Below are 12,994 nucleotides of genomic sequence, written 5' to 3' on the forward strand. Positions count from 1 at the left end.
TTACGTTTACTGGTTCAATCATATTAGAAGATCAAACAAACTAAAATACACGACCCCGATCAAATATCGAAATCGTGCATTGAGTCTTGCGTAATATTAAAATGTCTAACTTTTTAGTTGCACTTCATTTTGCAATGTACCAATTTTTATGCCTGTTTTCTGTTCGGCTTCTAACCAACTAGAATATTTTTTGCCAGCAATTACTATTTGATGAGATTTAGTTGAATCAATTTTTATGCCTTTTTTATCTAAAAATTCAGTTAATGATGGACGATTAATAACCTTTTGATTACTTTGGTTGATCAAAAAATTATTAATACGTGAAATAGTTAGGCTTTTATCATTGGATGCAGCAACAACATTTTTAAAGCTTATTGTTTTACGTTCTTTGATTAATTTTTGAGCAGCTAAGATAATATCTTTTTCGACCTTTTTTTTTCGATTTTCACGTTCCGTCTGCAGATCAAATTCTTTAGCAAAATCATCAATACCTTTCCAGTACTTCATTATTTGATTAGCTGGGAAATGATCTTTATACATTTCTTTCCAAGTTGGCATACGATGATACTTCTCAATTTCTTTTCTGCCTTTATAAATGACCTCTTGTTTGCTAATAATTGAATTTCCAACAAAAGTAGCATTTATGTGACAGCTTTTTAAGGCAGCCCTCCATGATCCACCTAATCTTCTGGCTGCAGTACGTGAATGTTCATATTGATTTTCTTTAGGAGGATAACCTAGTCTATGATATAAGTCTTGAATTTCTGAAATCAGTTGTATGGTTGAAATTCCACGATCACAGTGTTTGATTACACCTACCTTGTAGTCATCCATTGACTGTAAAAAGTAACGATATAAGCCATATTTTTTGATAATAATGGTTTGAGAACTAGTAGATAAATCTTTCTTCAAAGGAATTCTTTGAAGCTTTTCCTTTATTTCTTTATATTCCATAATAGCCGTATTTAAAGTCTTTTCTTCCATCTGTTTTTCCTTTCTAATTAGTCACAATTTAGCATTTGCTTTTTAGCTAGAATAAAATGTAAAAATTTTAAAAAAACTAAAAACAGGTGATGTATTATAATATTTTTAATATTTATCAAATAAAAAAGCCCAGTTATTTAAACTGGACTTTTTCTTTGAGCGAAAAAATTTTGATCTTGTGAATTGATCATAAACAAATATAATAAAATAATTACTAATTCTTCTAAAACAACAATAATTTGATTGAAAGATAAAATCAAAAAAATACAATAAATATTGATTTTATCCAATCATCTAATCTAAAACAACTTTTTTAAAGTCTTATCATAATAAAACCTCCATACTAAAAAAGATCAGTTATGCTGATCCTCACTTGTAGTATTCAATTTTCTTATTTAACTCAACGCAAAAAAGGCTTTAAGTACATACTTAAAACCTTAATTTTAGTTAGCGATAAACAATAAAAATATCTTACGATAGTGATAAACAATAGACGAATTTCAACAATGAAATTCAACACCAACGCTTAATGATAAATCAAAAAATCAAGCAAAATTAAATGAATAAAAATAAAATTTATTCACATGATTATTATACAAAATTTTTATCCAATAGTAACCCTAGATTATCTTGAAATATTATATCGTACTTGATAATATTCCAAGATTTTCCTACATATTAAAACTATCAGGATTTCCAAATTGGTCTTTTAAAACCTCTGACCAATTAGAAATATCATCAATATGATCGGGATATACACTTAATAAAGTTCCAAGTAATTGTATGAAATAATTTGAAACAGAGCGCTTTTCATCAGTGCTTACTCTAACTAACCGAGCAGGGCCATTAGCAGCTTCTGCAAATACGCAACGAATGTTAGAATAATTGATCTTTTCTTGAATAAGACTATCAATAGGTAGAACTTTTTTTTCTTTAACTGTATTTTTTTTTGTTAAATAGACTGTATTGGAGAAGGCATCCCATTTTTGGCTTGGATAAAAGAAATAATTAAGTTCTTCACCTTTAACATTTTCAAAGAACTTATTATAGAACTTAATTGCACCAGGTAACTGTTCTGGATATTTAGTATAAATTGCTTGATTTAATGATTTGAGACCTTTAAAAGTATCATCATAATTTGAATAAGTTAGAGATAAGAAATTGGTGTGTCTAGTACCCACGAAAAGGCAATGCCAATCATATGACTCATTCTGAATGTATTGTGCAACATCTATCACGTCTTGTTCCACTTTGTGTTCACTTAGAGACCTATCACAATCATAAGTGCCAAAAGTAGATAATCTTAATAATAAGGAATTAGTTTGGCTTCGCCAATCTGCACTCCTAAATAATAAATGTGTCCGCAACGTTCTTGCTTTTTTTTCAATAGCTTCCAAATATTTAATAGGATCCAAATTATAAGTACAACAAAAGCTAAAGACTAAATTAGCATATTCAGATATATTATTGAATGATGATTCGTAATACATAGTATTATTGTCATAATTTACAAATAAAGTATAATCAAGAATTTCATCATTCTTTTTTAGAGTCTTAAGACTAAGATTTAAATCCTCAAGTTCCTTTTCAATTGATTCAATTTTAGAAATATTCATATATTTACCGATGTGAGTAAAAGTATCAGTAAGCTGAATATAATCAAAATCTTCATTAATTTTCTCTACAGGATTTTTTCGATAGCAAATATCTTTAATGCCACTAGTTATTCTCTCAAATAGGTAATCTTTTTTAAATTGAGATTGTAGTAGCAAGTTAAAAATCAAATCTGATTGTCCCTGCATAGAATTACCACAAGTAAAATTGGATACAGCTTGGTCTTTATAATATACTGTGATTAATCCTGAGTAACAAGTTATATCATCTAATTTTTCTACCATGTTTTTAATTTCGTTAATTTTCATGTTGTTCTCCATCTGATCTATAATTAATTTCTGATTCACTTTCAATTGTACAAAAATTTATTTGCCCAAAACGAAAGTTAAACATCCAAGAATTATTAAATATTTATCTTTAAAAGCATAATTTTTTCGATGCTGAGAAGGCGATTTTAAGACCAAGTTCAGTTAATTTAATTAACAATGACACAGAATGCTTAAAAATAGCAAAAGAAAAAAGCCCTTTTTTGAATGAAAAGAGCCTTTATAAATTTAGAAAATTAAACTCTATTAAAGTTAATTTGATCTAGTAATGCTTCCTTACGTTCTTCTTCAAAACCTAAGTATCTGAAAGTCATTGCTTCGCTACTATGATTCAACAAGTGAGATACGAAACCAATATTATGTCCTGTCTGTTCGTAAATAATGAATGCTCCAGTCTTTCTCATAGTATGTGAACCAATCCAATCAACACCTAATTTAAGTCCAATTTTGTGACAGATACGATAATAAGTGTTCTCTGCAATCGGCTTATTTTCACCTAAGTATCTTGAACTTGGAAATAACCATTCACTAGATGCTAATTTTTTATAGGGATGCTTTTTTTCATAGTCTTGCAACCACTCATAGTAGTCTTCCAATACATCTCTTACTGGAGTGAGATATAGTCTGTTCTGCTTTTTTGTTTTCTTATCTTTGGTAAAGACTTCTTTTTTTACTCTGCCCCTCTTATCGAAAACTTGATCTTTTTTTAAAGCCAAAACATCACTTACTCTTAAGCACGTAACTTTACCTGTCTGAAAAATGGCATAGTTCCTTTCTCCCATTTCTCCTTCGCTTTTTAATTTGTCTAAAAACTTTTTTAGCATAATTGAGTCCGTAATTGGTCGTGTATCTTTATGTTTTCTCGGCATTTTTTGTTCCTTACTTTATGTTATCTTTTAAAGCCTTGCTATATGGTTATTTTAACGTATTAAGTAGAATAATTCTATTATATTTATTTATTCTACATAGTTAAATAGCTCAAAATTTTACTATCAGTAAGAATGCACCTTTTAGCATACTATGTAGAAAAAGTATCTTTTTCTACATAGTTTAAATTTGAAGATGTTTAATCAAAACAAAATATACGGCTAAGTTTATTAATTAATAGTCAAAAAAGATGAACTAGGCCTTAGAATCGCTCTCTCAGCATAACAAAAAACAGAAGCAAGGTATAAACTTACTTCTGTATATTTAATCTGTAGAAACCTTTTTCCGAAAAAGTACAATATCTTTTAAGTTATAAGGATCATAATCTTTTATAAAAATTGGTATAACCTTCCAAGGACTATTAACCAAACATAAATATTATTTTTCTTGCAAAATTGCATTAGTCAATAAAGATGAAAAATTCAATTTTAATTTTTTCGCTTTACGATCAGCCCACTGGGGAATGGTTAAAGTCTTTTTTACCAACTTATCGTTGTCTAAGTACTTTGATACATTTGCTCTAATCAAAGTTGCAAAAGAACCATCCGGGACTTTCAGCTTATCTATTTTTGAAGGAGAGTTAATTGAGTCACCACTTTCAATATAGTCCGCCAAAGTTAATCCTAGTGCTTCCTCAGCCATCTCAATTCCATAAGAAATATTATCAGTATTGATTCCAGTAAAAGCACCTTGAATGTCAGGAAATTCGATTAAATAACCGCCATTAGTTTCTGGTGTAAAAATTGCAGGATAAACTAAATAAAGCTTAGTTTTTTTACTCATAAAGCATTCTCCTTTGAAAAACGCAAAGTGATTAAATTATCAACTTTGCGTAAAATTTCAGGGCTTTTTAAGCCCTGCTTCCTTAAGAATTTTACGCTCAAGGCCATTACCAAGATCTTGATTGCCATGAATAGGTACCGTTATTCTTACACCATCTTTATATAAATGATGATGTGAGCCAGCAACTCGACGTTCAATCCAGCCATTTTCGAGTAATAGCTTGAGCATCTCCTTTCCTGTAAGTGGCATGTATACTTACCTCCTTACGTTTTTAATTGTAACACGTATTACACGTGTAAACAACAAATAAATTAGTTAGCGTCTTTTAGTCACTAGCCACTTCATTAATCCTAGAATACTAAAAAGCAGTTAGAGGGATGTTTACGTGCATCCATTGAATAGAGCCATCATTCAACCTAAGAGAAGTTGTCAAGAACTTTATAACTTAGCACAATACTTACCTAAGAAAAATTTTTCAAACCAGCTTTAGTCAAACGAAATATCATTAGAGCTTTACCGCAATTTAATTAATCGTTGGCGTCCTGGAACATACACCTTACCTGTTATCAGTCATTTACCATTTGAATTTATCTAACAGCAGGCTTAATTTGTTTTTAAAAACTATTAGGTAGTCGAAACAAAAAGAGAGCTTAAAGCTCTCTTTTTTACGTATTTAGACTTGCTGATATTAAGACGGTATGAATTCTATCCTATCCTTACCTTTTGCTTAGTTGCTTGGGCAATTTTACTCAATAACTTTGTGGAAGTATTCATTGAACCACTCTTTATCCGTACAATTGTTGATTGTGGCTTATCTATTAGTTTTGCAAATTCTCTTTGGCTTAAGCCAAGATTACTTCGTAAATTCCTTACCTGAACAGCAATTTCAAAATTTATATTATTTTGACTAACTTCTTTGGCAAATTCAGGATCACGCATACTACGTTCACGTGCATATTCATAAATTTTTACCTCTTTTCAAATTCAATCTTCTTTTCTTTGCCTTACTTATTTCTTTGATTGGTGTTTTTTGTCTTTTTTATTAAAACCATGTGTCATAACATAATGCCCATTTTTAAGTCGTAATTGTTTTAAGAACCTCTACGATAAAGAATATGAACTAACAAAGTTTGCTACCTTTAATAATTAAAATGGTATTATACTTCCTTTATAGCATCTTTATTATCATTTATAATAGACATATAAAGATTTGGAGATGAAACTACTTGGATGCAAAACAATATTCAAAATTAATTGATAAGGAATTACAAAATTTACCAATTTATGTGTTTTATTATTCACAACAACCTAATCTTTCTTTGACTACTGTTTACCAATATTTAACTGAATACAGACGATTCTTTGATTGGCTTAGAATTACACCTGCTGATGTAGAAAATCCAAGTAAGGGGTACATTAGTAATGCAAAGAACAATAAGGATATTCAATTATCTACTTTAGAGCATCTTCAATCTGCTCAAATTCAAATGTTCTTAAAAGAATTAAGTGTAAAGCAAAATAAACAATCTACAAGAGACAGCAAAAAAACAATTAATAGAACAATCAATGCACTTAGATCATTATTTCATTACCTTACTGTTACTGCGGATTTAAAAAATGGAGAGCCTTACTTTTATCGAAATGTAATGCTTAAAATCCCTTTGGTAAAAGGATCACGTGAATCTATTTCTTATCGTAATGCTAAATTTTCTTTACCTTAAAGCAAAAAAGCAAAGCACTGATAAGCAATAGTTTGCGTATTTAAAATATACTTACCTTTGTTGTCTTTTCTGGGTTTATCAATATTGTCTAGCTGTCCAATTATTTAATATAGCCCAAATCTATTAATTATGCATACTCTCAAATATTTACTTATCAGTTATTGTGTCCTGACACATGAACTTGTTGGTTATTAATTTTTGATCTAAAATAAAAAGTTAGCTTGACAATCACTTATTTCATATAACTGACTTCCTTGTTAATGCACTTTTTCAACACATGGACCCTAAGTGTCCAATACTTTTCAAACAGATTTAAGCAAGGAAATAACGAAGCTGCCAATTTTTATAACGACGTTAATTACTATTAGGATAAAGCGTAAAAAATGCTTACAACTCAAACCCACTTTAGCACAAAACAAAAGTGGTAAAGGCAAAATTGAGCTAGCCTCATCTCCATCACTAACGTTAGAATGTTTATATATAAAAAATCATAATGAGACTAGTGTGCAAGAGAACCGTTTAACTGGTAAAGACCACACTGCTATCAAAACCTAATCAATAACCTAAGTGTGAAACTTGTGTTAACTATCATCAAAAAAATTTATACTTAATTCTTGACATACTTCATATTTTTACTTTTGATTTTCACTGTACTTAACAATTTAATCTTAAAGTTTTATTTTCAAGTACATAGTGTGTAAAATGTGCATGTTTAAATTCAATATCGTCATAATAATGAGCAACCTCAATCACTGTACAATCTAAATTTTGAATAATTTTATTTATTTTGTCCGACATTTTTGGATCTAAACTAGAAGTTGCTTCATCAATTAAAATAATTTTTTTATTAAAAAGAAGAGCTCTAGCAATTTCGATTCGCTGCCGTTGTCCACCAGATAAGTTTTTCCCACTTTCACCATAATATCTATTTAAAGCATCGTTACCTAGTTCATTAATCAATCCTACTTTTTCAAGAACAAATAAACAATCTTTAGTTGAGAAATCCTCGCCTAAAGTTAGATTAAAACGCAAAGTATCATTAAATAAGTTGGGATTTTGTCTTATATAAGCAATCCTACCAGATTCGAGAATATTGTTTATTTTACTATTCTTTTCCCTCAAATAAATTTTTCCGCTACTTGGTTTAATAGAACCCTGAATCAAATTAAGTATTGTCGATTTACCAACACCAGAAGCTCCTGTAATCAAAATTTTTTCTCCAAAAGTAATATTTAAATTCAAATTATTGATAATCTGTTTACCATTTGAGTACGTAAAATAAACATTTTCAAAACAAATTTTTGGCTTAATATCTTTCGATATTTTTTTAGGAGCTTTAAATTCAATCATATGTTCACTATAAGATTTTCGAATTTCTTGAGTAGTTTTTATCTTACTAAGATACTCTGAAACTGTTCCTAATGGACCTACGACTCTGTCACTAGCCATAAAAATACCAATCAAAGCTGCAGAAGATATCTTTCTTTGAATAACTAAAAGCAAGCCAATACCAATAGGTAAAATATAACTAACAACTGAAAGAATTGAAGCGACAAAAAAAGTAACAGCTTGCCAGTTATTCATAAGTAAATAAGAATTTTCGGATTCATTTAAATACTTATCTGTATCATTGTACATATACTTTTCAGCTAAATAAGTTTTGATAGTATTGGCTCCATTAAATAAATCAGTTACCTTACTTAAAAATCTACTACTATCTTCCTGCCACTTTGAAGAAGTGGCAGTTAATTTTTTACCAAAAATCTTTGGAGTTATCATAGGTAATAAAGAAAATAAAATAAACAAAATTCCAATAGGTATGCTTAAACTTAAAATATAAATTCCAGAGATTAATGCCATTAACAAAGACGCAAATACTTCAAACATCAGACTAAAGTAATCTGTTTCAACCAATTTAAAATCATTAAATATTTTTGAGACATTATCCGCAGTATCACTACTAAAAGTTGAAGTATTAATTTGCCCATAAATAAAATTACTTTTGAGCTTTACATTAAGCTTTTTTATTGCTAAATTTATTAACATTTTTCTTAAAGTCATTGAAAAATACACAATAGCCATTGCTGAAAAGCTTTTGACAGCATAAAACATTACTTCTAAAAATGTTGAGTTATGATTAAAATTTGCTATAGAAGAAAGTACCTGTGCCAAAACTACTCCATCAAATGATGAAATAATTGTTGTTATTATTATTGAAAATACGAGCCAATTAGGTAACCATCTAATTATGTTTTTTATTTTCATTTTTATCACCGTTGTATATTAAATTAATATATAATACTTAATTGATTGATATTCTATTTTTGGAAAACAAATACCAATACCACCACTTTTCAGGAGTCTTAACTATTATACTGTTTATCAGTCTGTGAATATTATTATTAATCTGTCCTACTGTCATATCTTTTATATTTATCTTGGAATAAAATCTTAATTCATAATGAGGAAAATCATCTATTCTTGTAAAAGTAACTGGTTGTATATTTGAATTATTTCGTTTAGCTAAGGCTGCTAATCCGTACGCTACGGGAAAGAAATTATCTAAATACTTAGTACAATACTTGGGTTTAGGACCTAATGTATATTCTGGAAATTCAAGTATATTTTTTGAATTTTTTAATAAATTATCCAACTTAAAAAGAGCATTAACTGGGTTAGATGTGTCTAAAACTTCTGTTATGTACTTTTTTAAGCTCGATAACATTACATCTAAAATGGACCGCATATGCTCCCCTTCATCACCATTAGCTAATGGAACATTTTGAATTCTTAAACTCGCCAATATTATTGGTATAGAATAAAAATCTCCCCAATGTGGACTAAAAATTATCGTATTTCCTCTCTTAATATCATTTAATTTTTCTTCATTTATAATAATTAAATTATTTTTTAGAAAACACTTTGTCTGAGAAAATAAATAAACAAATATAGCATCAGTTTCTTGAAACAAAATATAGTTAGCCCATTTTTTGCTCAGTGACTCTTGGTTTTTTAAATTAGTAAACTTCATGGCTTTACTTGCAATTGTCACAAGGTCTTGAATATTTTCTTTTTTTTCGTTTATTTCAATTTGTCTAATTAAAGAAATTTCTTTCCAAATCAAATCAAGTTGATTACTTTTTTTTAATACTTGGAAAAGACGTTGATCATCTAGATCACTCAAATACATAGAAAAATCATAAATCATTCTGTTGACTCTTTTCTTATCATAGTCTTTCTTATTTGATACAAGTTCATATCAAACTCATTAAAAGAGTTTATCAATAACAAGTTATCATTATTATTAAACAATTTAAAAAACTCATTTATCTGAATAGCAGCAATAATTTTTATTATTGGCAAAAACGACATGTTCACCACAGGAGGTATAATTTCCTGATTTTTGTTTCGTCCTAGTTTTGATGTTTCAAGATAATCTTTCCACGTAAATGTTTTTTTAGGAATTACCATAGTTCCTAAAGAGGCCTCATGTCCTGAATAACCTCCACCAACAATATGTGGTACTCCCTTTTTTAAGCATTCATTTGAAACCAACAGTGATACATTTTTTATACTTGGATAATCAGCACACGAAAAAACAAAATCTGTCCCTGCAATTACTTGGTTAATATTAGTCTGATCAACTTTTAAGCTAATGTTATTTATATTTATTGCAGGATTAACAGTTTTACCAAATTTTTTAATAACATCAACCTTTGATTTATTAATATCTTTAGATGTAAAAATTGCTTGATTGGCTAGGTTTTCTGGTTCTACTTTGTCAAAATCAACTATAGTATAATTTTGAACACCTATTCTAAATAATTGCTCAAGTAAATTTGATCCTAATCCTCCACAGCCAATAACAGTTATATGCTTATTCATTAGCTTTTTTAAAAACTCATCAGTAAATTTGTTTTTATTAGGATACATATTCAAATAATTATTTTCCCTATCTAATAGTTCATAATTATTTTTCAAGGACTTATATACTATTAATCCATCGCAAAATAATTGATTACAAAAATCTTTTAGAAAATGTTTATTGATTTTTTTTGAGGACAGTTTCTGATTTACCATGTGTAATATTTCAGAGTCAGTAAATTCACCCGTTAAATAAGATATAATATTAATGGCCAATTCATCTGCAGTATATGATATTTGCTTATGCTCGTTATAAATTTAAAATTCTATTTTATTTTTATTTCTATATACACCTATTCCGGGCCTTATCATTGGAATAAACATTATTCACCTTTTTATTTTGAAAACTAACTAAAATAAACGAGTTCTAAGGAACTCGTTTATTACTAACATTTATCAGATACTTTATTTGGAGTAATGCTTTCCACTTTATTAGTTAACATAATTATTCACGAGCTTTCTAAATATATTTTAATATATCATATAACGTTTTTAATTAAATTGCAACTTTATTTAATTTAATTACAAATTTTTATAATATAAATTTTTAATCCTTGCCTGCTGCTATTTATAGTTTTCTTTTTTAAATTATTTGCTCAAAGGGATTTAATATCTGCCCAACATTAATGATTCCTTGATTCAATAATTTGTCTTAGCTACTTCGCCAAAGTTTGCTTGAAACTGCTCATAATACGGCAACTTCTTTACCTTAAAGTTGCGGGTATAATTTTTAAGTTCATGGCTTGATCAAGCCAGAAGAAATAATGCTTAGATTTCTTGTCTTGATAATATATTCATTTAAAAGTTAGCTACTCATATAAAGTCTGTTTAATACAAATCCACATTGCTTCAATATTGCTTTTTACGACTAGGCAGATGCTACATAAATAAATCTAATAACTTATCAAAAGTGGGATCATTAATTAACATTTTATTAGTATTACGTGATAAATTGTATATTAAAAACTGTAAGTCTTGTAATAAACTAGTCATATAGAAGAAAATCTCACTGAATATAATCTTGTTCAAATTACATTTTAATAGAAAGTTCTTTTCTGTTTTTTTATTTTCCACATAAATATTTTATACTAACTACAATTTATTATAATTTTGCTTCTTAACTAAGCTTGATATATAATATTTTAAAGATTTATTTGAATATCAAAATTTATTTAACAAGGGTAAAATAATCATGATTAAAAATAATATTTCAAAAAATCAAAATCTTATTGCCAATCAATTATCTGACTTACCAATTACTGTAACATGGCTAAAGCAAGTTGATTCTACTAACACATACGCTAAACAGCACTTTCAAGCACAACAATATCAAAGTATTATTTTAGCTGGTAGTGATGTCCAGACACATGGCTATGGCAAACAAAAACGTTATTTTATTTCTAATAGTGGTGGCGTTTATTTGTCGCTTATTGCAAAAGTGCCACACTTAACAACAAGTAATCAAGGACTTTTAACTACTGGAACTGCGTGGTGTCTTCACCAAACTATTCGCCAGCAATTTAATACCATTTCCGATATCAAATGGGTTAACGATTTACTCTTACATGGGAAAAAAATCGCTGGTATTTTGATCGAAAAGATTGCTACTCAAACAGTTATAATTGGTATTGGTTGCAACTTGTATCAGCCTAATTTAGAACAAGCGTTAGCATCTAGTACTAATGTATTAGACTATCCTCCAACCACTGAACAATTTTGCAAGTTTGTAGCCCAATTAGTTAGAAAACTCATGTCATTTATACCTAATTTTACACAAGAGCAATTTCTATATGATTACGAAAAAAACATGTCAATGCTTGGACAAAAAGTAACTGCTATAACAGGAAAGAAAGCAATTACAGGAGATGCTGTCAGACTCGACAACCAAGCAAACTTGATTCTTAATAATCATGGCCAGCTTGTAACCATTAATAGTGGTGAAGTACTTAAAATTAGACAATAATTTATTACTTTTAAGTAAGCAAAAATTAATAAATAACAAGTTTATTATCTTTTCCAATCTTCGCTTAAAGACAGCTAATGTCACAATAAAAAATAGAAATTATTGATCTTTATTCAGCAGTATTTTTCTCATGCCTTAATTATTATGTAAAATGAATTAATCTTTATGTAACTAAAGCTAGACGGACTTAAAAGCTTATATATTATTTAGTTATAATTTACTTCTGTATATTTTTATTCTATAATCTACTAATAAAGAGTAAAACTTTTAATTTAAATATTAAAAATAATTAGTATACCTATCTTTTTAAAAAGCATCGTGCAATAAATGATTTAGTTTTAGTTAAAGCACCTGTACTTATTTCTACCTTTAATTGAAACTGATAACAGTCATAATGAGGTAAGTATTGCTTTATGTAAGAGCTATATTCTTAAAGATAAAGCCAGAATAATAACATATTTACCATTACAATAATATTATAAAACTATACCATTATGAAAAAACGTTTATCTAACTTTCAATTAAGCATAGAATTACATATTATTGAAGTATGTACGAACAACGTAATTGAAATCATTGAATAATAACAAATTAAAGACCAACAATTGATCTGACCCCCCGAAATTGAAGTGCAACTAAAAAGTTAGACATTTTAATATTACGCAAGACTCAATGCACGATTTCGATATTTGATCGGGGTCGTGTATTTTAGTTTGTTTGATCTTCTAATATGATTGAACCAGTAAACGTAA

General features: G+C 28.4%; 13 protein-coding genes. 3 read left to right on the plus strand and 10 right to left on the minus strand.

The window, feature by feature from the left end; all coding sequences use genetic code 11:
- Nucleotides 1-94 (plus strand): IS3 family transposase (locus F5ESL0261_RS05630; RefSeq protein ID WP_147444110.1); only part of this gene is annotated, 94 nt, incomplete at its 5' end.
- An 11-nt stretch (nt 95-105) separates the two neighbouring features.
- Here F5ESL0261_RS05630 and F5ESL0261_RS05635 read toward each other — a convergent pair.
- The 6 genes from F5ESL0261_RS05635 to F5ESL0261_RS05660 all read right to left on the minus strand — a co-directional run bounded on the left by F5ESL0261_RS05635 (nt 106) and on the right by F5ESL0261_RS05660 (nt 5,573).
- Nucleotides 106-984, minus strand: coding sequence for a homing endonuclease associated repeat-containing protein (locus tag F5ESL0261_RS05635; protein ID WP_034981263.1), 879 nt, complete (start codon nt 982-984; stop codon nt 106-108).
- A 671-nt stretch (nt 985-1,655) separates the two neighbouring features.
- Complete coding sequence (locus tag F5ESL0261_RS05640; protein ID WP_034981266.1) at nt 1,656-2,906, minus strand: hypothetical protein; 1,251 nt, start codon at nt 2,904-2,906, stop codon at nt 1,656-1,658.
- Between the two features lie 254 nt (nt 2,907-3,160).
- The gene (locus tag F5ESL0261_RS05645) at nt 3,161-3,793 is read right to left on the minus strand and encodes a tyrosine-type recombinase/integrase (RefSeq protein ID WP_122052530.1); all 633 of its coding nucleotides are present in this window, start codon (nt 3,791-3,793) and stop codon (nt 3,161-3,163) included.
- A 436-nt stretch (nt 3,794-4,229) separates the two neighbouring features.
- Nucleotides 4,230-4,634: a type II toxin-antitoxin system HicB family antitoxin gene (locus tag F5ESL0261_RS05650; RefSeq protein WP_034981271.1), complete on the minus strand. Its 405-nt coding sequence runs from the start codon at nt 4,632-4,634 to the stop codon at nt 4,230-4,232.
- Between the two features lie 57 nt (nt 4,635-4,691).
- Nucleotides 4,692-4,883 (minus strand): type II toxin-antitoxin system HicA family toxin, encoded by a 192-nt coding sequence (locus tag F5ESL0261_RS05655; protein ID WP_034981274.1) that lies wholly within the window; start codon nt 4,881-4,883, stop codon nt 4,692-4,694.
- Nucleotides 4,884-5,339: 456 nt separating this feature from the next.
- Nucleotides 5,340-5,573: a helix-turn-helix transcriptional regulator gene (locus F5ESL0261_RS05660; protein WP_052060372.1), complete on the minus strand. Its 234-nt coding sequence runs from the start codon at nt 5,571-5,573 to the stop codon at nt 5,340-5,342.
- 287 nt (nt 5,574-5,860) lie between these two features.
- Between F5ESL0261_RS05660 and F5ESL0261_RS05665 the strand changes: the two genes are divergently transcribed.
- Complete coding sequence (locus F5ESL0261_RS05665; protein ID WP_233560903.1) at nt 5,861-6,355, plus strand: site-specific integrase; 495 nt, start codon at nt 5,861-5,863, stop codon at nt 6,353-6,355.
- A gap of 654 nt (nt 6,356-7,009) precedes the next feature.
- On the opposite strand, the gene F5ESL0261_RS05670 is transcribed toward F5ESL0261_RS05665, so the two are convergent.
- Genes F5ESL0261_RS05670 through F5ESL0261_RS05680 form a run of 3 tightly spaced genes read right to left on the minus strand, consistent with a single transcriptional unit; the run spans nt 7,010 to nt 10,495 of the window.
- Nucleotides 7,010-8,620, minus strand: a complete 1,611-nt coding sequence (locus F5ESL0261_RS05670; RefSeq protein WP_081945380.1) for an ABC transporter ATP-binding protein — start codon at nt 8,618-8,620, stop codon at nt 7,010-7,012.
- 37 nt (nt 8,621-8,657) lie between these two features.
- Nucleotides 8,658-9,563, minus strand: coding sequence for a hypothetical protein (locus tag F5ESL0261_RS05675; RefSeq protein ID WP_122052531.1), 906 nt, complete (start codon nt 9,561-9,563; stop codon nt 8,658-8,660).
- Nucleotides 9,560-10,495 (minus strand): ThiF family adenylyltransferase, encoded by a 936-nt coding sequence (locus tag F5ESL0261_RS05680; protein WP_147446234.1) that lies wholly within the window; start codon nt 10,493-10,495, stop codon nt 9,560-9,562. The genes F5ESL0261_RS05675 and F5ESL0261_RS05680 overlap by 4 nt, the downstream gene beginning before the upstream one ends.
- Nucleotides 10,496-11,471: 976 nt before the next feature.
- Here F5ESL0261_RS05680 and F5ESL0261_RS05685 point away from each other — a divergent pair.
- Nucleotides 11,472-12,242, plus strand: a complete 771-nt coding sequence (locus F5ESL0261_RS05685; protein ID WP_122026729.1) for a biotin--[acetyl-CoA-carboxylase] ligase — start codon at nt 11,472-11,474, stop codon at nt 12,240-12,242.
- A 658-nt stretch (nt 12,243-12,900) separates the two neighbouring features.
- On the opposite strand, the gene F5ESL0261_RS05690 is transcribed toward F5ESL0261_RS05685, so the two are convergent.
- Nucleotides 12,901-12,994, minus strand: a 94-nt coding sequence (locus tag F5ESL0261_RS05690; RefSeq protein ID WP_147444110.1) for an IS3 family transposase, incomplete at its 5' end; no start/stop codon positions are given.

This window comes from Lactobacillus sp. ESL0261, assembly GCF_003693025.1.
Classification (GTDB): Bacteria; Bacillota; Bacilli; order Lactobacillales; family Lactobacillaceae; genus Lactobacillus; species Lactobacillus kullabergensis.

Excerpts from the sequence above, each read along its gene's own strand:
- F5ESL0261_RS05670 (WP_081945380.1), bottom strand. The coding sequence starts at position 8,620 with ATGAAAATAAAAAACATAATTAGATGGTTACCTAATTGGCTCGTATTT.
- F5ESL0261_RS05640 (WP_034981266.1), bottom strand. The coding sequence starts at position 2,906 with ATGAAAATTAACGAAATTAAAAACATGGTAGAAAAATTAGATGATATA.
- F5ESL0261_RS05645 (WP_122052530.1), bottom strand. The coding sequence starts at position 3,793 with ATGCCGAGAAAACATAAAGATACACGACCAATTACGGACTCAATTATG.
- F5ESL0261_RS05650 (WP_034981271.1), bottom strand. The coding sequence starts at position 4,634 with ATGAGTAAAAAAACTAAGCTTTATTTAGTTTATCCTGCAATTTTTACA.
- F5ESL0261_RS05635 (WP_034981263.1), bottom strand. The coding sequence starts at position 984 with ATGGAAGAAAAGACTTTAAATACGGCTATTATGGAATATAAAGAAATA.
- F5ESL0261_RS05685 (WP_122026729.1), top strand. The coding sequence starts at position 11,472 with ATGATTAAAAATAATATTTCAAAAAATCAAAATCTTATTGCCAATCAA.
- F5ESL0261_RS05660 (WP_052060372.1), bottom strand. The coding sequence starts at position 5,573 with ATGCGTGATCCTGAATTTGCCAAAGAAGTTAGTCAAAATAATATAAAT.
- F5ESL0261_RS05675 (WP_122052531.1), bottom strand. The coding sequence starts at position 9,563 with ATGATTTATGATTTTTCTATGTATTTGAGTGATCTAGATGATCAACGT.
- F5ESL0261_RS05655 (WP_034981274.1), bottom strand. The coding sequence starts at position 4,883 with ATGCCACTTACAGGAAAGGAGATGCTCAAGCTATTACTCGAAAATGGC.